This window comes from Streptomyces sp. NPDC058579, assembly GCF_042718575.1.
Classification (GTDB): domain Bacteria; phylum Actinomycetota; class Actinomycetes; order Streptomycetales; family Streptomycetaceae; genus Streptomyces.
The window spans coordinates 294,253-316,864 of sequence record NZ_JBHXPI010000001.1 but is presented as its reverse complement, the minus strand read 5'-3'; the positions used below and the strand labels follow the sequence as shown (position 1 = coordinate 316,864).

Genomic DNA, 22,612 nt, shown 5'->3' with positions numbered 1-22,612 from the left:
ATGCCCTCAGCGCCTCCCGCGGCCGACCGCGTCTACATGCACGTCAAGCAGGCCGTCCTCGACCGCCGCTACGAGGGAGGGACGCTGCTCACCGAGGGCGAACTCGCCCAGGCCGTCGGGGTCTCCCGCACCCCCGTACGGGAAGCGCTGCTGAAGCTGGAGATGGAAGGGCTGCTCAAGCTCTACCCCAAGAAGGGCGCCCTCGTCCTCGCGGTCTCCGCGCAGGAGATCGCCGACGTCGTCGAGACCCGGCTGCTCGTCGAGGAGTTCGCCGTCCGCCGGGCCGTCCCCGCCTCCGCCGCGCTCGTCGAGCGGCTCGAAGAGCTCCTGGAGGAGCAGAAGCGGCGCGCCGAGGCCGGCGACCTCGCCGAGGTCGCCGTCACCGACCGCTGCTTCCACGCCGAGATCGTCAAGCACGCCGGCAACCAGATCCTCGCCCGCCTCTACGACCAGCTGCGCGACCGTCAGCTGCGGATGGGCGTCGCCGTCATGCAGTCCCAGCCCGACCGGATCGCCAAGAACATCGCCGAGCACGCCGAGATCCTGGAGCGGATCAAGGCCGGTGACACGGAGGGCGCGGCCCACTGCGTCCGCCAGCACCTGAGCTGGGTCAAGGTCCTGGTCCGGGGTGAGGCGAGGTGAGCCGCGACGGATACGGTTCCGCCGTCACCCTCCCCGGCGACCCGCCCGGCGGCCGCCGCGCCGCCCTCGTCTGGGGCGTCGGCGTCGGCGTCTACTTCGTCGCCGTCATCTTCCGTACGTCCCTGGGCGTCGCCGGACTCGACGCCGCCGACCGCTTCGACGTCAACGCCTCCGCGCTCTCCACCTTCTCCATACTCCAACTGCTCGTCTACGCGGGCATGCAGATACCCGTCGGCCTGATGGTCGACCGGCTCGGCACCAAGAAGGTGCTGACCATCGGTGTCGTGCTCTTCACCGTCGGCCAGCTGGGCTTCGCGCTCGCCCCCTCGTACGGCACCGCGCTCGCCGCCCGCGCCCTGCTCGGCTGCGGAGACGCGATGACCTTCATCAGCGTGCTGCGGCTCGGCACCCGCTGGTTCCCCGCCCGGCGCGGCCCGCTCATCGCCCAGGTCGCCGCGCTCTTCGGGATGGCAGGCAACCTCGTCTCGACGATCTTCATCGCCCGCGCCCTGCACGACCTCGGCTGGACGACCACCTTCCTCGGCAGCTCGATCGCGGGCGTCGTCGTCCTCGTCCTGCTGCTGCTCTTCCTCAAGGACCACCCCGAGGGCCACGAACCGCCGCCCGCGGCGCACGCCGGAGCCGCGTTCGTCCGCCGCCAGATCACCGAGTCCTGGCGGGAGCCCGGCACCCGGCTCGGCATGTGGGTGCACTTCACGACCCAGTTCCCGGCGATGGTGTTCCTGCTGCTGTGGGGCCTGCCGTTCCTGGTCGAGGCCCAGGGCCTCTCCCGGGGCGTCGCCGGGGAGCTGCTGACGCTCGTCGTGCTCTCCAACATGGTGGTGGGCCTCGCGTACGGCCAGATCATCGCCCGGCACCACACCGCTCGCGCCCCGCTCGCCCTCGGCACGGTCGCGGCGACCGCGCTGCTGTGGGGCGCCACCCTCGCGTACCCCGCCGACCGGGCGCCGATGTGGCTCCTGATCACCCTCTGCGCGGTCCTCGGCGCCTGCGGGCCCGCCTCGATGATCGGCTTCGACTTCGCCCGCCCCGCGAACCCGCCGGAGCGTCAGGGAACGGCCTCAGGAATCGTCAACATGGGTGGTTTCACCGCCTCGATGACGACGCTGCTCGCGGTCGGCGTCCTCCTAGACGCCACCGGCGACAACTACCGGATCGCCTTCGCGTCGGTCTTCGTCCTGGAGGCGCTGGGCGTCGTACAGATCCTGCGGCTGAAGTCCCGTACGGCACGGCGGGAGAAGGAACGCCTGGTGGCGAGCCGCGTCGAGGCCGTCCACGTACCGGCGTAGAACCGCGTCCTACCGGAGCCGTACGTCAGGGAGTCACGGCGAAGTTGTCCATGATCGCCTGGCCGAGCTCCGTGTCGCCCTCGATCTTGATCCGGTCGGCGACGGCCGCCGGGCGAACCCTGCCGCAGGCGAGGCGTACGTACGTCTCCCAGTCCAGCGCCAGCGTCACCGCGGGACCGAGCGACGGCGCGCCGTCGACCGAGCCGCGGCCCGCCGCGTCCACCCGGACCGTCCGCAGGAACTCCACCGGGCCGTGCACGTCGACGACGACCGCCGAGTTCGGGGGCGCGCCCGCGTCCTTCGCGACGACCTTGGCCAGCGCCAGGAGCAGGTTGTCCCGGACCACGAGCGCGCCGGGGGAGTCGAGGTTGCCCGGCCGGCCGAGGGTGGCCCGCAGGTCCTGCTCGTGCACCCAGACGTCGAAGGCGCGCATCCGGTAGGCCACTTCGAGGGTCTGCTCGGCGCCGAGGGGGGCGCGGATCAGGTGGTCGGGCTTCCGGTTCTCGTTGCGGAGCTGGCGGGCGCGGCGGATCAGGATGTACTCGAGCTCGGAGGTCATCTCGGGGCCGGTGTGGTGCCGGCGCACATCGACCTGCATCTCCATGTAGCGGGAGAACTCACCGCGTACGTGGTAGAGATCGCGGGGCAGCGAGTGGATGGGGCGGGGGTCGCCCAGCATCTCGCACTCCATGCCGATCACATGGGACACGATGTCGCGCACCGACCAGCCCGGGCACGGTGTCGCGCGGTTCCATTCGCCTTCCACGAGCGGCTGCACCAACTCGGCTATCGCTTCGATGGAGTGGGTCCAGGCGTCGGCGTAGGTCTGGAGGCTGGGATGGACGGTCACGGGACCCCTCGGCGGTTCTGCGGTGCACGGGCTGACGATCGAGCGGACAGGCGGGCTGGAGACAAGACTGCGTGGGAGGCTCGGACGCTAAGTTACGCTGCCCGAAGGCACCCCGGCAGTGCTTTCGTGTGACGATCGTAGGCCTGTGTTGACGGTTCGAATGCCAGGACGGTGGTAGTGTGCGCGCCTCCCTCATCCAGATCGCAGTAGACCCGGACGAACCGGTCGTTTCGCGCCGTGCGCGGGTGGCCGAGCTGGTACGCGCGGAGCGCGGCGCCGCGGATCTCGTGGTCCTGCCGGAGCTGTGGCCGATGGGCGCGTTCGCGTACGAGTCCTTCGCGGCGGAGTCGGAACCGCTGCGCGGCCCCACGTACGAGGCGATGGCGGCGGCCGCGCGGGACGCGGGGGTCTGGCTGCACGCGGGCTCGATCGTGGAGGCGGCGGCCGGCGCGCTCTACAACACCTCGCTGGTGATCACCCCGGCCGGTGACCTGGCAGCGAGCTACCGCAAGATCCACCGCTTCGGCTTCGACAAGGGCGAGGCCGTGATGATGGCGGCGGGCGAGGAACTGGTGACGTTCACCGTCCCGGACGCGGACCGTGACCCGGCCCTTACGGTCGGCGTGGCCACCTGCTACGACCTGCGCTTCCCGGAGCTGTTCCGGGGCCTGGTGGACGCGGGCGCCCAGGCCTTCGTCGTCCCGGCGGGCTGGCCGGCCCGCCGCCGCGCCCACTGGACGCTGCTCGCGCAGGCGCGGGCGGTCGAGAACCAGGCGTACATGCTGGCCTGCGGCACGGCCGGCACCCACGCGGGCGTGGAACAGGCGGGCCACTCGATCGTCGTCGACCCCTGGGGCGAGGTCCTCGCGGAGGCGGGCCCGGACGAGGAGATCCTGCGCGTGGAGCTGGACGTGGCGCGGGTGACGACGACGAGGGAACAGTTCCCGGCACTGAAGGACAGGGTGCTGGGGCGCTAGGGCCTTTTGTTTGGGTCAGGCCCTAGTCCTCGCGCTCCCGCTCGGCCATCCGGATCACGCACACCGCGACGGCGATGAGGAGCGCCGTGTCGGTGTCCTCGCGGACGACGTTCACGGCGTACGTGTCGCGGACGCGGAACCACTGCCGGGAGATGTGGGCGAGGAGCTCGCCGTCGTACTCGACGGTGAACTCCCGGTCCAGGATCCGACCGCTGACGTCCAGCTCGGTGCCTTCGACGAGGGTGACCCGGTAGTGGTTGCGGAGCAGCGAGAGCCGCTTCCTGCGGATGGTGGCGAGCGGCCGCTCGTCCCGCTCGATGGTCATCGCGTCCCGCAGGCTGAACATCTTCTGCCGCAGCGTGACCAGGACCTGCCCGAGCGGATCCTTCAGCTCCAGGGTGTCCCGCAGCCGCAGGGCCTTGCCGTCGACGAGGAAGGCGTGCCGACCGCGCTCGTCCTCGATCCAGTAGTCGTCGCCGATCGCGAAGATTTTGTCCCGTACGAGATATTTCATGCCGGGATGCGTGCCCAATTCAGAGGCGCTTCACTCCGTCCCGCCCCTAGCGTGGGGCGCCATGAGCAACATATGGGTGGGGCGGAAGGTGCGCCTGCGGGGCGTCGAGGCGGACGACTGGGAAGGCTTCCGCGCGCTGGCCGAGGACACCGTCGACGTACGCAACGCGGACCTCGTCGAGCCGCCGCGCTCGGCGGAGGGCTTCCGCGCCTGGACCGCCGAACGAGCCGGCCGCGCACCGGGCGGCGAGGCCTTCCGGCTGGTCGTCGAAACCCTGACCGACCAGACCTTCGCGGGCTCGGTGACGGTCGGCGACACCGACACCCGCGCGGGGCGCTTCAAGACGGGCATCGAGATCACCCGCGCACAACGCGGCAAGGGCTACGCCAGGGAAGCCGTCGAGCTGACCCTCACGTACATGTTCGCCGAGCGCCGCTTCAACAAGTGCGAGGTCGAGATCCACGCCTTCAACGACGCCTCACTCGCCCTCCACCGCTCCCTCGGCTTCATCGAGGAGGGCCGCCTCCGCCAGCACGAATTCTTCGCGGGCGCCTACCACGACCTCGTCCTGATGGGCCTCACCGCCGACGAACACTGGGCCACTCACCCCCGCCCGCCGGTGCGCTCGTAGGTCCTGGATTTCTGTGAATAGACAACAGAGCACCGAACTCTTGGCCACACTGAGTGTGTGCACCAAGACACGATCTGTGATCTGTACCTCCGGCTGTCTCTCGACAGGGACGGCAAGACCGCACTCGAACGGCAGGAAGCCGAATGCCGTGCCTGGGCCGAACGCAACGGCCTGACCGTCCGCAAGGTCCACATGGACAGAGGGCGCTCCGGCTACAAGAGCGTTGAACGCAAAGCCTTCGACGCCGCGTTGGCGGCGGTCACGGCGGGCGTCGTCGGTACCTTGGTCGTCTGGAAACTTGACCGTCTGTCCCGCAGGGGCATCGGACAGGTGGGCAAGGTGCTGGACGAGATCGAGAAGGCGGGAGGCCGTCTGGTCTCAGTCGTAGACGGTCTTGACACCTCGAACGACTCGGCGCGCATGGCCGTCGCCATGCTCGCTGAGCTCGCCCGGTCCGAGTCGAAGAATCTCGGCACGCGTGTCGGGCACGCGAAGCGCTTCCTGCGCAGCAAGGGCCAGTGGATCGGCGGACAGCCTCCGTATGGGCTGCTCATCGACCCGAAGAGCAAGAAGCTCGTTCATGACCTGGAGCACGCCGTCTACGCCCGCCTGATCGCGGATGAAGCGCTCGCCGGGACATCGTTGGTCAAGATCGCCCGACTCCTCAACGAGTACGAGATCCTCTCGCCGAGGGGTGGGCAGTGGAACGCGGCCAGCATCATGCAGCTCCTGCGTTCCCCCGCGTTCGCCGGCCTGATGCCGGAGACCGAGACCGTCGAGACGGACGACGGTGAGCGGAAGTACACGGGCAGGGTCTTCCCGTACCGCGACCCCGAGACGCTGGAAGCCGTCGAGATCGGCGAGGGGATCATCGCGGTCGAAGAGCGTGAACAGATCATCCGCACCATGGAGTCCCGAACGTTCGTGCACGCGGGAAGGCGGCGGCCGAAGCCCGAGGGAACGGCGCTGCTCACGGGACTCGTCCATTGCGCGGTTCCTGGCTGCGACCGCCGGATGCACCGTGTGGGCGGCAGCTACCAGTGCATGGCTCGCCGTGCGGGCAACCAGTGCATCGGAGCGTCGGCCTGGGCAGAGGCGGTTGACCAGTACGTGACGGAACAGTTCCTCACCAAGCTCCCGGCGCTCGGACCGGGCGACCCGCTGCTTGTCGCGATCGCAGATCGCTGGGTACGCCGTGTGGCCCCGGAGACCTTCGCGAAACGCGATGCCCTCACTGCCGAAATCCAGGAAGAGGAAGTCCGCCTGGCTGATCTGGAGGATGCGCGCTACGTGCGGGGTGAGTTCAGCGGCGCCGCAGCGGTGGAGCGCTACAACCGGCTCTCGGGACGTCTGAGAGGACGTATCGACGGCCTCCGCGGCTACCTCGACAGGCTCCCCATGCCGTCCGTCGACGTGTCTCCGATGCTCGACGGCATCACCCTTCGCGAGGCGTGGGCTGATGCGACGAACGAAGACCGGCGCGGTCGGTTGTCGCTCGCCATGGACCGAGTCGAAGTGAGCAAGGGAGTGCGTGGACAGCGGATCATTCCCGAACAACGCATCCAGATCCATTGGGCAGAGCCGGCGGGCACCGCCACCGCCACCTGAACCCGCTGGCAAGACCCAGCCGGGCAGCAGCTGACAAGGATCAGCCGCCGACCTGGTGTTCCACGCGGTGGCGGATGTACTCGTCCGGATGGGACCGGGCTGTCGCCACCGCCGCGTCCACCAGGTCGTGCAGCTCCGGCGGGTAGGCCGACTTCCGCAGCGGCAGTCCGGGGAGGAGGCAGCGCCGCACGTCCAGGTCCTCGTTGGCCACGAACTCGCGCAGCGCGGTCTCGTACCAGTCGTCCGAGACCTGATCGGGCTCCGCCCGGCCGACGGAACTGGGGTTCTGTGCCCGCACGTGGGGCATCCGCGGCGGCAGGGCCGACCAGTACCAGGCCCGCGCGGCGCCCGCCCGCTGCGGGTTCGTACCGGTCCGGAGGTATCCGAGGAGGGCGGACTGGACGCGCCCCTGCCCGAACGCGTTCACCGTCGGCTCGACGAACTGGCGGTTGAAGCTCGGGTCGGGGTCGTGGACGGCAGCCTTGATCAGCGCGTCGAAGGCCTCCTCGGAAAGGTTCATGCCACGGAGGCAGGCTTCACGCAGAGCCGTCCGGGCCCGGCGCTCCCAGGCGCGCTGATCACCAGGCTCCTCGTCAGCGGCGATGCCGAGCCCGACGACCCGGGCGACGTCCTCCAGACACCTGGCGAACTGCGCCTGCCCGTCCTCCGTACGGCTAGGCAGCGCCGCGAACGTCTTCACCGGCGGTGCCGTCCCGCCGGCACCGGTCGCGTGTCCCTCCGCAGCCACCCTTGCCCCCTGCCACATGTGCGTGATCCGCCATTCATACCCAGATGGCAAGCTTGAAGCATGAACGATGCCGCCCCGGCGCCCACCCCCGCGCCCCGCCGACGTGCCCGTGTCCGTGCCCCCGAGCTGATCGGCAAGGGCGGCTGGCTCAACACCGGGGGCAAAGAGCTCACCCTCGCCGATCTGCGAGGTAAGTGCGTTGTTGTGGATTTTTGGACCTTCTGCTGCATCAACTGCCTCCACGTCCTCGACGAGCTCCGTGAGTTGGAGGAGAAGCACCGCGACACGCTGGTGATCGTCGGGGTGCACTCGCCGAAGTTCGTGCACGAGGCCGAGCATCAGGCCGTTGTCGATGCCGTCGAGCGGTACGAGGTGCACCACCCCGTGCTCGACGATCCCGAGCTGGCGACCTGGAAGCAGTACGCCGTGCGGGCCTGGCCGACGCTCGTCGTCATCGACCCCGAGGGGTACGTCGTCGCCCAGCACGCGGGTGAGGGGCATGCCAACGCGATCCGGACGCTCGTCGAGGAGCTGGAGGCCGAGCACGCGGCCAAGGGGACGCTGCGGCGCGGAGACGGGCCGTACGTGCCGCCGGAGCCGGTCGCGACCGATCTGCGTTTTCCTGGGAAAGCCGTGCTGCTGGGCAACGGGAACTTTCTTGTCTCCGACACCACCCGGCATCAGCTCGTCGAGCTCGACGCCGACGGGGAGACCGTCGTGCGGCGGATCGGGGACGGGGAGTTCCGGGAGCCGCAGGGGCTCGCGCTGCTGCCCGACGGCAAGGTCGTCGTCGCCGACACCGTGAACCACGCGCTGCGTACGTTCGACCCCGCGACCGGCGCGATCGAGCGGATCGCCGGCACCGGTAAGCAGTGGTGGCAGGGGTCGCCGACCTCCGGGCCCGCCCTCGACGTGGACCTGTCCTCGCCGTGGGACGTCGCCTGGTGGCAGGGCAAGGTGTGGATCGCGATGGCCGGCGTCCACCAGGTGTGGACGTACGACCCGGAGACCGGCACGGTCCAGGTCGCGGCCGGTACGACCAACGAGGGGCTCGTCGACGGGCCCGCCGGCGAGGCCTGGTTCGCGCAGCCCTCGGGGCTCGCGGCCACCGAGGACCGGCTGTGGATCGCCGACTCCGAGACCAGCGCCGTCCGCTGGATCGACACCGACGGCGCCGTCCACACCGCCGTCGGCACCGGACTCTTCGACTTCGGCCACCGCGACGGCGCCGCCGACCAGGCGCTGCTCCAGCACCCGCTCGGCGTGACCGCCCTCCCCGACGGCTCGGTCGCCGTCGCGGACACGTACAACCACGCCCTGCGCCGCTTCGACCCCGCGACCGGCGAGGTCACGACGCTGGCCACCGATCTGCGCGAGCCGAGCGACGCCGTGCTCGTCGGCGACGAGATCGTGGTCGTCGAGTCCGCCCGGCACCGGCTCACCCGGCTGCGGCTGCCCGAGGAGGCCGTCCAGGTCGAGGCGGTCGCCCACCGCACGCAGCGCGAGGCCACCGAGGTCGCCCCGGGCCGCCTCCGGCTCGACGTGGTCTTCCAGGCGCCGACCGGCCAGAAGCTGGACCAGCGCTACGGCCCCTCCACCCGGCTCCTCGTCTCCTCGACCCCGCCCGAGCTGCTGCTCGACGGCGAGGGCACGGGCACCGACCTCTTCCGGGAGCTCGCGCTCAACCCGGCCCTGACCGAGGGCGTCCTGCACGTCTCCGCCATGGCCGCCTCCTGCGACGACGACCCGGCCAACGAGTACCCGGCCTGCCATGTCCACCAGCAGGACTGGGGGGTGCCGGTGAGGCTGACCGAGACCGGTGCCACGAGGCTTCCGCTCATCCTCGCCGGGATGGACGCGTGACCGTCTGCGGCTAGGGCCTCTCGCTAACGCACGAATCCCTGGTTCGTCGACGGGCGTCCCGCCGCCCCGTCCAGGCAACCGGCCACCCACGCCTCCGGGGCGTGGGTGGCCCGCTCGCCGCCCATGCCCATCCGCTCCATCTCCTCGCACTCGCCGTCCCGCATCGGACGGACCTTCGCGATGCGGACGGCCTGCACGTACCCGCCCTCGTAGGCGATGTCCGTGCCCCACGGCGGACGTTCGTTGTAGCGGTCGATCAACCCCCACGCCACCGCCGTGCCGAACAGCGCGAAGGCGACGACGCCCGCGACCAACTTCCCCCGTGACGGCCCCTCTTGGGCCTGCTGACGCTCCATGGGGCAGACGGTGTCAGGTGGGGGCTTTCGCAGATGTTTCCGCGGGCCGCGCGCAGGAGAGTCCGGATCTCATCCCTCCAGGAACGCCACCAGTGCGTTCGCCAGCAGGTACGGGTCTTCCGCGCCGCACAGTTCGCGGGCGCTGTGCATCGAGAGGCAGGCCACGCCGATGTCCACCGTGCTGATGCCGTGGCGGGCCGCCGTGATCGGGCCGATCGTCGTGCCGCACGGCATGTCGTTGTTGGAGACGAAGGTCTGCCAGGGCACGCCCGCCTTCTCGCAGGCCGCCGCCCAGACCGCCCGGCCGCTGCCGTCCGTGGCGTACCGCTGGTTGACGTTGACCTTGAGGATCGGGCCGCCGTTGGGGCGCGGGTGGTGCGTCGGGTCGTGGCGTTCCGCGTAGTTGGGGTGGACGGCGTGGCCGACGTCGGAGGAGAGGCAGATCGAGGCGGCGAAGGCGCGGGCGCGGTCCTCGTAGGCGCCGCCCCGGGCGTAGACCGAACGCTCCAGGACGTTGCCGAGGAGGGGGCCCTGGGCGCCGGTGTCGGCCTCGGAGCCGTTCTCCTCGTGGTCGAAGGCGGCGAGCACCGGGATGTACGGGAGGTCCGCGCGGCCCGCGACGGCGGCCAGGGCGGCGACGCCCGCGTGGACCGAGATCAGGTTGTCCATGCGCGGGCCCGCGACGAGTTCGCGGTCGCGGCCCAGGTAGGACGGGGCCTCGATGGCGTGGACCATCAGGTCCCAGCCGGCGACGTCCTCGGCGTCGACGCCCGCCTCCTCGGCGACGAAGCGGATCAGGTCGCCCTCGTGGACCTCGCCGAGGCCCCAGATCGGCTGCATGTGGCGCTGCCGCTCCAGCTTGAGGCCCTCGTTGGCCTGCCGGTCGAGGTGGATGGCGAGCTGCGGGACGCGGAGCACGGCGCGGTCCACGTTCACCAGGTGGTGGCTGCCGTCCCGCAGGGTGAGCCGGCCCGCGAGGCCGAGGTCGCGGTCGAGCCAGGTGTTGAGGAGCGTCCCGCCGTAGATCTCGACGGAGACCTGGCGCCAGCCGCGCGTACCCATGTCGGGATGCGGCTTCACGCGCAGGTTGGGGGAGTCGGTGTGGGCGCCGACGATCCGGTACGGGGTGTGGGGGGACGCGCCCTCCGGTACGTACCAGGCGATGAGAGCGCCGCCGCGGATCACGTACTTGCCGCCGGTCGTGGCGTCCCACGCGGCGGTCTCCTCGACCTGGCGGAAGCCGGCCTTCTCGAGCCGCTCGGCGGCGTTCGCCACGGCGTGGTACGGCGACGGGGAAGCCGCCAGGAACGTCATGAGGTCGTCAGTATGGCCGCGGTCGAAGCGGGCGGTGCTCGTCATGGGTTCACCTTACGCACGCCCCGGAATACGGCGCCGGGGCCCCGATAGACGGAACGGACCCCTCCTGCGGGGTGACTCGTTCCAGTGGACGGTTGACGCGTTCCAGCGGATGGCTGAATCGTTCCGGCGGAAAGCGGAACGGCCCACTCCCCTCCCCGGGAGCGAGCCGTTCCTCATTGGACGCGGTGCGTGTCTAGGTGACTAGAACGCGGCCTCGTCCAGGTCCATCAGCGAGCCGTCGACCGCCTCGGCGAGCGCGCGCTCGGCGCCCACGCCCGGCAGGACGTTCGCGGCGAAGAACTTCGCGGCCGCGATCTTGCCGGCGTAGAAGGACTGGTCCTTGGCGGAGGCGCCGGCGGCCAGCTTCTCGGCGGCGACGGCCGCGCCCTTCAGGAGCAGGTAGCCGACGACGACGTCGCCCGAGGCCATGAGCAGCCGCGTGGTGTTGAGGCCGACCTTGTAGATGTTCTTGACGTCCTCGCCGGTCGCGGTGAGGTCGGTGAGCATCTTGCCGACGATGCCCTCCAGGTCCACGGCCGCCTTGGCGAGCGAGTCGCGGGCGCCGGCCAGCTCCTCGCCGCCGGTGCCGACCGCGAGGAACTTCTTGATCTCCTCCGCCAGCGTGTTCAGGGACGCGCCCTGGTCGCGGACGATCTTGCGGAAGAAGAAGTCCTGGCCCTGGATGGCCGTGGTGCCCTCGTAGAGGGTGTCGATCTTGGCGTCCCGGATGTACTGCTCGATCGGGTACTCCTGCAGGAAGCCGGAGCCGCCGAAGGTCTGGAGCGACTGCGCGAGCTGCTCGTAGCCCTTCTCGGAGCCGTAGCCCTTCACGATCGGCAGCAGCAGGTCGTTCAGGCCGTGCAGCGCCTTGGCGTCCTCGCCCGCGGCCTCCTTGACCTGGATCTCGTCCTGCACGGTGGCCGTGTGGAGAACGAGGGAGCGCATGCCCTCCGCGTACGCCTTCTGCGTCATCAGCGAGCGGCGGACGTCCGGGTGGTGCGTGATGGTGACCTTGGGGGCGGCCTTGTCCATGAAGTTCGCCAGGTCGGTGCCCTGGACGCGCTCCTTGGCGTACTCCAGGGCGTTGAGGTAGCCCGTGGAGAGGGTGGAGATCGCCTTCGTGCCGACCATCATGCGGGCGAACTCGATGATGAGGAACATCTGGCGGATGCCGTCGTGCTTGTCGCCGATCAGCCAGCCCTTGGCGGGGTGCTGGTCGCCGAAGGTCATCTCGCACGTGTTGGAGGCCTTGAGGCCCATCTTGTGCTCGACGTTCGTCGCGTACGCGCCGTTGCGCTCGCCCAGCTCGCCGGTCTCCCAGTCGAACAGGTACTTCGGCACGAGGAAGAGCGAGAGGCCCTTGGTGCCGGGCCCTGCACCCTCGGGGCGGGCCAGCACGTAGTGGAGGATGTTCTCCGACATGTCGTGCTCACCGGACGTGATGAAGCGCTTGACGCCCTCGATGTGCCAGGAGCCGTCCTCCTGCTGGACCGCCTTCGTACGGCCGGCGCCGACGTCCGAGCCCGCGTCGGGCTCGGTGAGGACCATGGTGGAGCCCCACTGCTTCTCGACGGCGATCTGCGCGACCTTCTTCTGCGCCTCGTTGCCCTCGTTGTGCAGGATGCCGGCGAAGGCCGGGCCGGAGGAGTACATCCACACGGCCGGGTTCGCGCCGAGGATCAGCTCCGCGTAGGCCCAGATCAGGGAGCGCGGGGAGGTCGTGCCGCCGATCTCCTCGGGCAGGCCGAGACGCCAGTACTCGGAGTCCATGAACGCCTGGTACGACTTCTTGAAGCTCGCCGGGACGGGCGCGGTGTTGGTCTCGGGGTCGAAGACCGGCGGGTTCCGGTCGGTGTCGGCGAAGGACTCGGCCAGCTCGTTCTCGGAGAGGCGGGTCAGCTCCTCCAGGACGCTCTTGGCGGTCTCGACGTCCATCTCCTCGAACGGACCGGTGCCGTACACCTTGTCGCGACCGAGGACCTCGAAGAGGTTGAACTCGATGTCGCGGAGATTCGACTTGTAGTGCCCCATGGCGACGGCTCCGTAAGGATCGGGGAGGCAGGTTCCTCGTACACGTGCGGCGAGTACCAGCTAGTAGCTAATGCTCTCTCCGATGATGCTACCCACCGGTAATAAGAAGCAACCCCTATCCGGTCATCTGTGACGACAATCGCTACGGCCCCCACTCGCTAGGCTGTGCGCCATGTACGGCTACGAGCAGAATCCGGGTGCCCAGCAGCAGTACGCCCCGCCGCCGCAGCAGCCGATGGCGGGAGGCATGCCGGGCATGCAGGGCGGGATGCCCGGGATGCAGGGACAGGGGTACGGCCAGCAGGCACCCCTGTACCCCGAGCCGTCCCCGCCGTCCCTCGCCGACGCCGTACGGGCCTTCACGACCGGCTCCCTGTCCGCCGAGGACTTCCAGCAGATCTTCGCGGGCTCGAAGGTCTACTGCCCGCGCGGCGACAACCCCGGCTTCCTGGCCCTGCACAACACCCAGCAGCCGGTCATCCCCATGTTCACGTCGCTCAAGGAGCTGCGGCGGTACGCGGGCAAGGAGTCGAAGTACTTCGTCATCACCGGCGCCGAGGTGATCGACCTGCTCCCGACCGGCTACGGCTTCGTCCTCGACATGGAGGGCGACCACCGGATGGTCTTCGACGCCAAGGCCGTGGAGCAGATGGTCGACTTCGCGATGCGGCGGATGTACGGCTGATTCGACCGCGACGTGTGGGGCCTGGTCGATGGCTGATCGCTACGCCGGTTCCGCAGGTTCTGCTTGTTCCACTCGTTCCACCCGTTCCGCCGGGGCGTGCCGCTGCGTGCGCCACGCGAACGCGCACCAGCCCGCGGCGGCGAGCAGCGCCAGCCCGGCCCCCGCGGCCAGCTCCGCCGGCTCCGGCCGGAAGCCGAGCGCCAGCCGGGTGCCCAGGAAGACCAGGACGAAGCCGATCCGGCCGGGGGCGTAGAGCGGGAACCGCGCGGCCGCGCCGCGCAGCAGTCCGGCCGCGGCCAGCCCGGCGGCCCCGCAGACGGCGAGCAGTGCCCAGGGGGAGCCGGGCGCGGCGGCCGGGATGCCGTATTCGGGCGGGCCCCACCGGAAGGTGGCGGCGAACCAGCCCAGGGCCAGTCCGCAGACGGTGACCACGACCGCCGCGAACACGTGCTTCCACCAGGGGCCGGACCGCGGGGCGGCCGACTCGTCGTCGTTGCCGTCGACGTTGAAGAGTTCCATCACGCACGGTAGGACGCGCTGTTGGGCTCCTGGGTTGGGGCTGGAGCCGTCCGGTTAGACCTTCGTAATGTCCTGAAGTCCTTATGTCTTTCGGGCCCCGGGAATGTCCCGGTGGCCCTTCCTGTTCTGCCGGTGTGGCAGAAAGTTCGAGTTTCAACTAAACTCGACGCAGAAGGAGGTTCCGACCATGCCTGCAGTGACTGTGGAGAACCCGTTGACGCTCCCGCGCGTCGCCGCCCCCGCCGACGCCGTCTCCCGCCCCGTGCTCGCCGTGACCACGGCCCCGTCCGGCTTCGAGGGCGAGGGGTTCCCGGTGCGCCGCGCGTTCGCCGGGATCAACTACCAGTACCTCGACCCGTTCATCATGATGGACCAGATGGGAGAGGTGGAGTACGCCCCCGGTGAGCCCAAGGGCACGCCGTGGCACCCCCACCGCGGCTTCGAGACGGTCACGTACATCATCGACGGGATCTTCGACCACCAGGACTCCAACGGCGGTGGCGGCACCATCACCAACGGCGACACCCAGTGGATGACCGCCGGCTCCGGACTGCTCCACATCGAGGCCCCGCCGGAGGCGCTCGTCGTGTCCGGCGGCCTCTTCCACGGCCTCCAGCTGTGGGTGAACCTGCCGGCCTCCGACAAGATGATGGCCCCGCGCTACCAGGACATCCGCGGCGGCCAGGTGCAGCTGCTGACCTCCCCCGACGGCGGCGCGCTGCTCCGCGTCATCGCGGGCGAGCTCGACGGCCACGCCGGCCCCGGCATCACCCACACCCCGATCACGATGATCCACGCGACCGTCCGGCCGGGCGCCGAGGTGACCCTGCCGTGGCGCGAGGACTTCAACGGCCTCGTCTACGTCCTGGCCGGCCGCGGCTCCGTCGGTACGGAGCGCAGGCCCGTCCACATGGGCCAGACCGCGGTCTTCGGCAAGGGCGGCGCGCTCACGGTCCGGGCGGACGAGACGCAGGACGGGCACACGCCCGACCTGGAGGTCGTCGTCCTCGGCGGCCAGCCGATCCGCGAGCCGATGGCGCACTACGGCCCGTTCGTCATGAACACCCAGGCCGAACTCCGCCAGGCCTTCGAGGACTTCCAGGCGGGCCGCCTCGGCACGATCCCTGCGGTGCACGGGATGGGCGAGTAGGAGCGGTTGTACGCCTTACGGGTCGGGGTCGGGCGCTTGCCCGGCCCCGTACTCGTACGCGCTCTGACGGAGCGTCACTCGTCCGGCCCGTAGCGCAGGACGACGCGCCGAGTGGCGTGGTCCGGTGGACGGGTGCAGACGCAGGGCCCCCAGAGGCCGCTCCTTCCCGAACCCGCTCGGCGGACCGCCGCCTGGTGTGCCGTGCTGCTGCTGGTCGCGGGGGTCGTGGCCGTCGGGATCTGGCTGTGCGTCGTGTTCCAGACGGCCGTCACGCCCGTCCTGCTCGCGATCCTCGGTACCGCGCTGCTCGGGCCGCTCTACCGGCGCCTGCTGCGGATGAAGGTGCAACAGTCGCTCGCCGCCGGGCTCACGGTCCTCGCCGTCCTCGCCTTCGTCGGCGGCGCGACGTACATCGTGGTCGCCGCGCTCATCGAGACCGGCGACCAGATCATCGCCTCGCTGCGGCAGGCGGCCCTCGACATCGCCGACCACCTGGGCGCGGCCGGGACCTCGATCGACGACCTTGCCAAGAACGCGAAGTCGCTGCTGCAGAAGTTCGGCGGGACCGCCGCGTCCGGGGTGATCTCCGGGATCAGCATCGTGGGCCAGGTAGCCGCCATGGCCGTGCTCGCCCTGCTGCTGATCTTCTTCTTCCTCCGTGACTCGCACAAGGCCGCCGGCGCCCTGCGCTCGTTCGCCCCGGGCTCGACCGGCGACATGCTGGAGGCCATGGGGCGCCGCGCCTTCGAGGCCGTCGAGGGCTTCATGCGCGGGACGACCCTCGTCGCCCTCGTCGATGCCGTCCTCATCACCATCGGGCTGCTGATCCTGCGGGTCCCCGGGGCCGTGGGCCTGGGCGCGCTCGTCTTCGTGACCGCGTACATCCCGTACCTCGGCGCCTTCCTCTCCGGGGCCATCGCCGTTCTCGTGGCCCTCGCGGACCGGGGCTTCGTCATCGCGCTCTGGGTCCTGGGCGTGGTCCTTGCCGTCCAGGTCATCGAGGGCAACGTCCTCCAGCCCGCGATCCAGAGCCGTACCGTCCAGATGCACCCGGCCGTCGTCATGCTCGCGATCACCGCGGGGGCGTCGGTCGCCGGGATCCTGGGCATGCTGCTCGCAGTACCGGTCACGGCGGCCGCCTTCGGGGTGATCGGCGAGCTGCGGGGCCGGTACGAGACGCCGCAGGCAGGGTGACGTACGTGTGGCTGCGTCACTCCATCGGCTAGCTGCGTCGCTACATCGGCGCCGGCATTCCGCCCCGCTCGAAGGACGCGAGCATCTGCTCCAGGGCCGCCTGGTCCGGGCCCACGAACGGGTCGGCGTCGGGCGCCATCGTGATCGTCTCGACCATCAGGTCCGTCATCCGTACGGCCGGCGGCAGGTGCGTGGAGAGCACGATCTCCGGGTTCATGTCCCGTAGCGGCTGGATCGTCGCCCGGTACTTCGCCGCGTCCACGATGTGTATCCACGGGCTGTCCACGGTCGCCCAGAGCAGCTGCGTCCGGCGCAGTTCCTCCGGCTTGAGGTCGTTGGCGTGCCCGCTCTCGGCGAGTTCGGCGGTCGGCATGGGCCCGCCGAAGCAGTCGGAACTGAAGCAGATCCGGGTCTTCTCGTCGTAGAAGCCGACGGTCGCCGCGTTGTCGAAGAGCGGCGGCCTGAAGGCGTCGAGGATGCGGTCGCCGACGTCCATGGACTGGCCGGGGTTGAGGAAGTACACGCGGTCCATCGGCAGCGGACGTTCGCAGGTCATGATCCCGGCGCCGGCGAAGGTGGTCACGACCTTCGCCCGCGGCGCGGCGTCCAGCAGGTCGAAGATGCCGCCCGTGTGGTCGCGGTCGGGGTGCGTGAGCCAGATCCAGCGGACGTCGGCGGGGTCGACGACCGAGCCGAGGGTTTCGACGAAGTCCCGGTCGGAGAGGGAGAGCCCGGTGTCGACGACGACCGGTTCCGTGGCGGTGAGGACGTACGCGTTGACGGGTATGTGGCCGATCCCCGGCGCTTCGAGGCTGTCGGCCAGGACGGTGGTGTCGCTTCCGACCTTGTGGGTGTCCATGGGGTGCTCCGTGGTCCCCCCGGGCGGCGGGCGTACGCCACCAGTCTCGCGCGCACGCCGACACCCCGCGCGTCGGCTTACCGAGGCTTCTCTTTACCGAGGCTTCTCCGCGGGTTGCCGAGGCTTCTCCGCTTACCGAGGCTTCTCCGCGGGCGGCTCGTTCAGCTCGAACCAGATCGACTTGCCCTCGCCCTGCGGATCCACCCCCCACGCGTGCGCCAGCATCTCCATCAGCACCAGGCCGCGCCCCGAGGACGCCATCTCCCCCGGGTGCCGCTTGTGCGGCAGCTCGTCGCTGGCGTCGGCGACCTCCACCCGCATCCGCCGCTTGGAGGCGTCGTCGCAGGTCACCTCGGCGACCAGGAGCGCGTCGCCGTCGGTGTGGATGAGGACGTTGGTGACCATCTCGGAGACCATCAGGACCGCCGAGTCGATCTGGTCCTCGTCCGTCCAGTCGTGCAGCAGCTGGCGCATGTGCTGGCGGGCCGCCGCGATCCGCTCCGGCTCCGCCTGCGCGATGGTCATCATCGTGCGGCGCGGGGCCTGGCGGGCGGTCGGGCCCTGGCGGGAGAGGAGCAGGACCGCGATGTCGTCCTCGCGGCGGTCGGCGAGCGGGCCGGTGGTGTGGTGCGAGCCGGGGCCGTGGACGGCCTCCACGAGGCTGTCGGCGAGCTCTTCGAGCGATTCGCCGTCGTGCCCTTCGAGCAGCGTACGGATGCGTTCCCAGCCGCTGTCGAGGTCGTGGCCGCCGGTCTCCAGGAGCCCGTCGGTGCACATCATCAGGGTCTCGCCGGGCTCCAGGGTGAACCGGGTCGTCGGGTAGTCGGTGTCGGGGTCGATGCCGAGGGGAAGCCCGCCGGCGGTGGGGCGCAGGAGAACCGTTCCGTCGGTCATCCGGACCGCCGGGTCGGGGTGCCCGGCGCGGGCGAGGTCGACGACGCCGGTGACCGGGTCGATCTCCAGGTAGAGGCAGGTGGCGAAGCGCGGCCCGTTGTCGAGAAGCCCGGGCCCGCTGCCGCCACCATCCGCCCCGCCCTCGCCCCGGCGCTCCCGGCTCTCCGGCGCTCCCGGGCTCTCCCCGTTGGTGATCCCGTACAGGAACCGCGATGCGCGGGAGAGGACGGCGTCGGGTCGGTGGCCCTCGGAGGCGTACGCGCGCAGGGCGATCCGCAGCTGGCCCATCAGCCCGGCGGCGCGTACGTCGTGGCCCTGGACGTCGCCGATGACGAGCGCGATCCGGCCGCCGGGCAGCTGGATCATGTCGTACCAGTCGCCGCCGACCTGGAGCCCGCCGCCGGTCGGCACGTACCGGGCGGCGACGTGCAGGCCCGGGATGCCGGGGCCGAGGACGGGCATCATCGTGCGCTGGAGGCCCAGCGACAGCTCGCGCTCGGACTCGGCGACGCCCGCCCGGGCGAGGGCCTGGGCGAGCATGCGGGCGACGGTGGTGAGGACGGAGCGTTCGTCGGGGGTGAAGCCGACGGGGTGCTTGAAGGCGGCCATCCAGGCGCCCATGGTGCGGCCCGCGACGATGAGGGGGAGGTAGGCCCAGGACTGCCTGCCGAATCGTTGCGCCAGGGGCCAGGTCACCGGGAAGCGCCGCAGGTACTCCTCCGGTGTCGGGAGGTAGATCGCCCGCCCGGTCCGTACGACCTCGGCGGCCGGGTAGTCGGTGTCGAGGGACATCGAGGTGAAGGGGCCCTCGTCGCCGACGTTGTGCCCGTGGTGGCCGATGATCGTCAGCCGTTCGCCGGCGACGCCGAAGACGGCGAGCCCGTCGGGCGAGAAGCCCGGCATGGAGAGGGAGGCGGCGACCCGCAGCACCTCGGCGGTGGACCGGGCCTCGGCGAGCGCGCGTCCGGCGTCGAGGAGGAAGGCCTCGCGGGAGCGGCGCCAGTCGCCGGTGATGGGGGTGCGGGCGGCGGTGCCGGGCTGCGGTTCGGCGACTTCCTGGAGGGTGCCGACGAGCTGGTAGTCCTCGCCCTCGATGAGCGGCTTCGACCGGCTCCGTACGGTACGGATCACCCGTCCGTGGCCGTCCATGATCCGCAGCCGGGCCTCGGCGAGGGTCCCTTCGGCGACGGCGAGGTTCACGACCCCGTCGATCTCGTTCCAGTCGACGGGATGAAACCGGGAGCGTACGGCCGCTTCGGTGAGCTGGACCGGTTCGGCGGGCAGCCCGAGCAGCCGGGCCGCCTCGGCGTCGAGGGTGACGATCCCGGATGCGTTGTCCCAGCGCCACAGGCCGGTCGCGATCGCGGCCAGGACGTCCTCGGTGCGCATTGCCCCACTTTATGAATATCGGACAGAAGGTCGCCACTGAGCGTATTCGAAATGCGATCTTGGGTCGCCCGGTAGGCTGGGCGGGGTCTGCCGCCATGCCATGCCATGTCACGTCACGGCGGCACACCCCCTTGGTTCCCGTAGATCCCGAAGACTGGATGAACGACGATGCATCGGTACAGGTCCCACACCTGCGGCGAGCTCCGCGCCTCTGACGTCGGCACCGACGTCCGGCTGAGCGGCTGGCTGCACAATCGGCGCGACCTGGGCGGCATCCTCTTCATCGATATCCGCGACCACTACGGCATCACGCAGCTCGTCGCCCGGCCGGGCACGGCCGCGGCCGAGGTGCTCGACAAGCTGACGAAGGAGACCGTCGTCCGCGTGGACGGCAAGGTCGTCTCGCGCGGCGCGGACAACGTCAACGCGGAGCTGCCGACCGGCGAGATCGAGATCGAGGCCGCCGAGGTCGAGGTCCTGGGCGCGGCGAAGCAGATCCCGTTCACCGTCAACACGGACGACGGCGTGAACGAGGAGCGGCGCCTGGAGTACCGCTTCCTCGACCTGCGCCGCGAGCGCATGCACCGCAACATCATGCTGCGGTCGGCCGTCATCGCCTCCATCCGTTCGAAGATGGTGGCCCTCGGCTTCAACGAGATGGCGACCCCGATCCTCGCCGCGACCTCCCCCGAGGGCGCCCGCGACTTCGTCGTGCCGTCCCGTCTGAACCCGGGCAAGTTCTACGCCCTCCCCCAGGCGCCGCAGCAGTTCAAGCAGCTGCTGATGATCTCCGGCTTCGACCGCTACTTCCAGATCGCGCCGTGCTTCCGTGACGAGGACGCCCGCGCGGACCGTTCGCCGGGCGAGTTCTACCAGCTCGACGTCGAGATGAGCTTCGTCGAGCAGGAGGACGTCTTCCAGCCGATCGAGAAGCTGATGACGGAGATCTTCGAGGAGTTCGGCGGCGGCCGCCACGTCACCTCGCCCTTCCCGCGGATCCCGTTCCGCGAGTCGATGCTCAAGTACGGCAACGACAAGCCTGACCTGCGTACGGCCCTGGAGCTCGTCGACATCTCGGACGTCTTCGAGGCGTCGGAGTTCAAGGCCTTCGCGGGCAAGCACGTGCGTGCGCTCGCCGTCCCGAACACGGGCGACCAGCCGCGCAAGTTCTTCGACGCGCTGGGCGACTTCGCGGTCTCCCTGGGCGCGAAGGGCCTGGCGTGGGTGCGCGTCGGCGAAGGCAACGCGCTGACGGGCCCGATCGCCAAGTTCCTCACCGAGGAGAACATCAAGGTCCTCACGGAGCGCCTCGGCCTGGAGCCGGGTCACGCGATCTTCTTCGGCGCGGGCGAGTTCGACGAGGTCTCCAAGATCATGGGCCCGGTCCGGGTCGAGGCCGCGAAGCGCGCCGGCCAGTTCGAGGAGAACGTCTTCCGCTTCGCGTGGATCGTGGACTTCCCGATGTACGAGCGGGACGAGGAGACCGGCAAGATCGACTTCTCGCACAACCCGTTCTCGATGCCGCAGGGCGGCCTGGAGGCCCTGGAGACCCAGGACCCGCTGGACGTCCTCGGCTGGCAGTACGACATCGTCTGCAACGGCATCGAGCTCTCCTCGGGCGCGATCCGGAACCACGAGCCCGAGATCATGTTCAAGGCCTTCGAGATCGCGGGCTACTCCCGCGAGACGGTCGAGCACGAGTTCGCGGGCATGCTCCGCGCCTTCGAGTTCGGCGCCCCGCCGCACGGCGGCATCGCCCCGGGCGTGGACCGCATCGTGATGCTCCTGGCCGACGAGCCGAACATCCGCGAGACCATCGCCTTCCCCCTGAACGGCAACGCCCAGGACCTCCTGATGGGCGCCCCCACGGAACTCGACGAGTCCCGCCTGCGCGAGCTGAACATCCAGCTCCGCAAGCCGGTGGAGTCGAAGGTCGTGGACGCCCCCGCCACCACGGACCGCCCGATCACGGACGCGGTCCACCCGGACGCGGCGCGGTAATAAGCGGTCGTCCATCGGACGAATGAAGGGCCTGGGATCCACGGATCCCAGGCCCTTCGGCATGTCGGCGTGCGGACTACTACTCGTCCGCGAAGATCTCCTCGGCGGACGACACGGTAAGGGCGCGCACGAGCCAGCTGCGCAGCAGGTCGGGGTCGTCACAGCCGTTGACGCGGTCGCGGACGTCGTCGGGAACGTCGAGGCCGCGCTGCTCCAGGACCAGCAGTATGGCGGCGGCACTGGCCTGGGCTCGGCCTTCGGCCTGGCCCTCGGCTCGGCCCTCGGCCTGGCCTTCGGCTCGGCCCTCTGCGCGGCCCTCGTCTCGGATTTCCTCGGAGAGGTACGACTTGTAGAAGGAGAGGTCCACGGCCACCAGAGTCCTCCAGAGGTCTTGGGCCGTGCGCTTGCTCAGCCCCTGTGCGGTGAATTCGATGATCGGGTCGGCGACGTTCTCGGGAACGTCCCGCAGCGCGGTGGACAGTGCCTTCAGTATGGCACCGATGTCCGGATCGCCCGCGTGCGTGATGGCCGACAGGGTGGCCAGTGCCAGATCCTCGCCGGCCTTGACCGGGTCGGTGATGACGGGCATGTTGTGCGGTCCCACGACGATCGGCTGGACGCTGAGGGTGGGCATATAGGCGGGTCCGCTGGCGACGGGCCGGGCGGCCCATTCCGCTGTGGCGCGGTCCTGGCAGACGACCAGCAGCGCGGTCGGCAGTCCGTACTTCGTCCACAGGTACGAGACGTAGTACGCCCAGCTCGCCGGCTTGGACGGGTCCTTCTTGCCCTGCGCCTCGATGGCGAGGAGGAGGGAGCCGTCCTTGGCGCTGTCGAGCCGCAGGAGGGTGTCCACGCGGCGCTCGACAGGCCTCGTCTCGGTGAGGTCGTTGGGCAGGACGACCGCCTCGACGGCGGCCGGGAGGGGAAGCTCCAGCACGTCCTTCAGGCGGCTGAAGAGGTGGACGTCGTGCCGGAAGATGTGGTGCATCGCTTCATGCGGTGGGTTGACCACGGGGTTCCTAGGGCTGGGTT

20 protein-coding genes are annotated in these 22,612 nt (G+C 70.2%); 10 read left to right on the top strand and 10 right to left on the bottom strand.

Annotated features, from left to right (window positions below; genetic code table 11):
• Both ACFWRO_RS01500 and ACFWRO_RS01495 read left to right on the top strand, forming a co-directional pair.
• Complete coding sequence (locus tag ACFWRO_RS01500; protein ID WP_384503237.1) at positions 1 to 642, top strand: GntR family transcriptional regulator; 642 nt, start codon at positions 1 to 3, stop codon at positions 640 to 642.
• Entirely contained in the window at positions 639 to 1,952 is a 1,314-nt protein-coding gene (locus tag ACFWRO_RS01495; RefSeq protein WP_384503235.1) for a nitrate/nitrite transporter, read from the top strand. Before ACFWRO_RS01500 ends, ACFWRO_RS01495 begins: the two co-directional genes overlap by 4 nt.
• 25 nt (positions 1,953 to 1,977) lie before the next feature.
• Here the strand turns inward: ACFWRO_RS01495 and ACFWRO_RS01490 are convergent, their stop codons facing one another.
• The gene (locus ACFWRO_RS01490) at positions 1,978 to 2,802 is read right to left on the bottom strand and encodes a maleylpyruvate isomerase family mycothiol-dependent enzyme (RefSeq protein WP_384503233.1); all 825 of its coding nucleotides are present in this window, start codon (positions 2,800 to 2,802) and stop codon (positions 1,978 to 1,980) included.
• A gap of 179 nt (positions 2,803 to 2,981) precedes the next feature.
• Between ACFWRO_RS01490 and ACFWRO_RS01485 the strand changes: the two genes are divergently transcribed.
• Entirely contained in the window at positions 2,982 to 3,779 is a 798-nt protein-coding gene (locus tag ACFWRO_RS01485) for a carbon-nitrogen family hydrolase (protein WP_384503231.1), read from the top strand.
• Positions 3,780 to 3,801: 22 nt separating this feature from the next.
• Here ACFWRO_RS01485 and ACFWRO_RS01480 read toward each other — a convergent pair whose 3' ends face one another.
• On the bottom strand, positions 3,802 to 4,293 hold the full coding sequence (locus ACFWRO_RS01480; RefSeq protein WP_362005556.1) for an LURP-one-related family protein: 492 nt from the start codon (positions 4,291 to 4,293) through the stop codon (positions 3,802 to 3,804).
• 61 nt (positions 4,294 to 4,354) lie between these two features.
• Here ACFWRO_RS01480 and ACFWRO_RS01475 point away from each other — a divergent pair, with 61 nt between their 5' ends.
• Both ACFWRO_RS01475 and ACFWRO_RS01470 read left to right on the top strand, forming a co-directional pair.
• Entirely contained in the window at positions 4,355 to 4,924 is a 570-nt protein-coding gene (locus ACFWRO_RS01475) for a GNAT family N-acetyltransferase (RefSeq protein WP_384503229.1), read from the top strand.
• A gap of 57 nt (positions 4,925 to 4,981) precedes the next feature.
• Complete coding sequence (locus ACFWRO_RS01470) at positions 4,982 to 6,532, top strand: recombinase family protein (RefSeq protein WP_384503227.1); 1,551 nt, start codon at positions 4,982 to 4,984, stop codon at positions 6,530 to 6,532.
• 40 nt (positions 6,533 to 6,572) lie between these two features.
• Here the strand turns inward: ACFWRO_RS01470 and ACFWRO_RS01465 are convergent, their stop codons facing one another.
• Entirely contained in the window at positions 6,573 to 7,280 is a 708-nt protein-coding gene (locus ACFWRO_RS01465) for a hypothetical protein (RefSeq protein WP_384503225.1), read from the bottom strand.
• A 60-nt stretch (positions 7,281 to 7,340) separates the two neighbouring features.
• Here ACFWRO_RS01465 and ACFWRO_RS01460 point away from each other — a divergent pair, with 60 nt between their 5' ends.
• A complete protein-coding gene (locus ACFWRO_RS01460; protein ID WP_384503223.1) occupies positions 7,341 to 9,143 on the top strand; it encodes an NHL domain-containing thioredoxin family protein in 1,803 nt (600 codons plus the stop codon).
• Between the two features lie 23 nt (positions 9,144 to 9,166).
• On the opposite strand, the gene ACFWRO_RS01455 is transcribed toward ACFWRO_RS01460, so the two are convergent.
• The 3 genes from ACFWRO_RS01455 to ACFWRO_RS01445 form a co-directional block, all read right to left on the bottom strand.
• The gene (locus ACFWRO_RS01455) at positions 9,167 to 9,499 is read right to left on the bottom strand and encodes a hypothetical protein (protein WP_384503221.1); all 333 of its coding nucleotides are present in this window, start codon (positions 9,497 to 9,499) and stop codon (positions 9,167 to 9,169) included.
• A 69-nt stretch (positions 9,500 to 9,568) separates the two neighbouring features.
• Positions 9,569 to 10,858, bottom strand: coding sequence for a M18 family aminopeptidase (locus tag ACFWRO_RS01450; RefSeq protein WP_384503219.1), 1,290 nt, complete (start codon positions 10,856 to 10,858; stop codon positions 9,569 to 9,571).
• A 201-nt stretch (positions 10,859 to 11,059) separates the two neighbouring features.
• Positions 11,060 to 12,889: an acyl-CoA dehydrogenase gene (locus ACFWRO_RS01445; protein ID WP_384503217.1), complete on the bottom strand. Its 1,830-nt coding sequence runs from the start codon at positions 12,887 to 12,889 to the stop codon at positions 11,060 to 11,062.
• Positions 12,890 to 13,061: 172 nt separating this feature from the next.
• Here ACFWRO_RS01445 and ACFWRO_RS01440 point away from each other — a divergent pair, with 172 nt between their 5' ends.
• Positions 13,062 to 13,574 (top strand): SseB family protein, encoded by a 513-nt coding sequence (locus ACFWRO_RS01440; protein ID WP_384503215.1) that lies wholly within the window; start codon positions 13,062 to 13,064, stop codon positions 13,572 to 13,574.
• A gap of 39 nt (positions 13,575 to 13,613) precedes the next feature.
• Here the strand turns inward: ACFWRO_RS01440 and ACFWRO_RS01435 are convergent, their stop codons facing one another.
• The gene (locus ACFWRO_RS01435; RefSeq protein WP_384503213.1) at positions 13,614 to 14,093 is read right to left on the bottom strand and encodes a hypothetical protein; all 480 of its coding nucleotides are present in this window, start codon (positions 14,091 to 14,093) and stop codon (positions 13,614 to 13,616) included.
• A gap of 187 nt (positions 14,094 to 14,280) precedes the next feature.
• Here ACFWRO_RS01435 and ACFWRO_RS01430 point away from each other — a divergent pair, with 187 nt between their 5' ends.
• Positions 14,281 to 15,243: a pirin family protein gene (locus ACFWRO_RS01430; RefSeq protein ID WP_384503211.1), complete on the top strand. Its 963-nt coding sequence runs from the start codon at positions 14,281 to 14,283 to the stop codon at positions 15,241 to 15,243.
• Positions 15,244 to 15,444: 201 nt separating this feature from the next.
• On the top strand, positions 15,445 to 16,437 hold the full coding sequence (locus ACFWRO_RS01425) for an AI-2E family transporter (RefSeq protein ID WP_384503209.1): 993 nt from the start codon (positions 15,445 to 15,447) through the stop codon (positions 16,435 to 16,437).
• Positions 16,438 to 16,477: 40 nt separating this feature from the next.
• Here the strand turns inward: ACFWRO_RS01425 and ACFWRO_RS01420 are convergent, their stop codons facing one another.
• Entirely contained in the window at positions 16,478 to 17,296 is an 819-nt protein-coding gene (locus ACFWRO_RS01420; RefSeq protein WP_384503207.1) for an MBL fold metallo-hydrolase, read from the bottom strand.
• Positions 17,297 to 17,428: 132 nt separating this feature from the next.
• The gene (locus tag ACFWRO_RS01415; RefSeq protein ID WP_384503205.1) at positions 17,429 to 19,579 is read right to left on the bottom strand and encodes a SpoIIE family protein phosphatase; all 2,151 of its coding nucleotides are present in this window, start codon (positions 19,577 to 19,579) and stop codon (positions 17,429 to 17,431) included.
• Positions 19,580 to 19,747: 168 nt separating this feature from the next.
• Here ACFWRO_RS01415 and aspS point away from each other — a divergent pair, with 168 nt between their 5' ends.
• Positions 19,748 to 21,580: an aspartate--tRNA ligase gene (aspS, locus tag ACFWRO_RS01410; RefSeq protein ID WP_384503203.1), complete on the top strand. Its 1,833-nt coding sequence runs from the start codon at positions 19,748 to 19,750 to the stop codon at positions 21,578 to 21,580.
• Between the two features lie 79 nt (positions 21,581 to 21,659).
• Here aspS and ACFWRO_RS01405 read toward each other — a convergent pair whose 3' ends face one another.
• Positions 21,660 to 22,568, bottom strand: a complete 909-nt coding sequence (locus ACFWRO_RS01405) for a hypothetical protein (protein WP_384503201.1) — start codon at positions 22,566 to 22,568, stop codon at positions 21,660 to 21,662.
• Between the last annotated feature and the right edge of the window lie 44 nt (positions 22,569 to 22,612).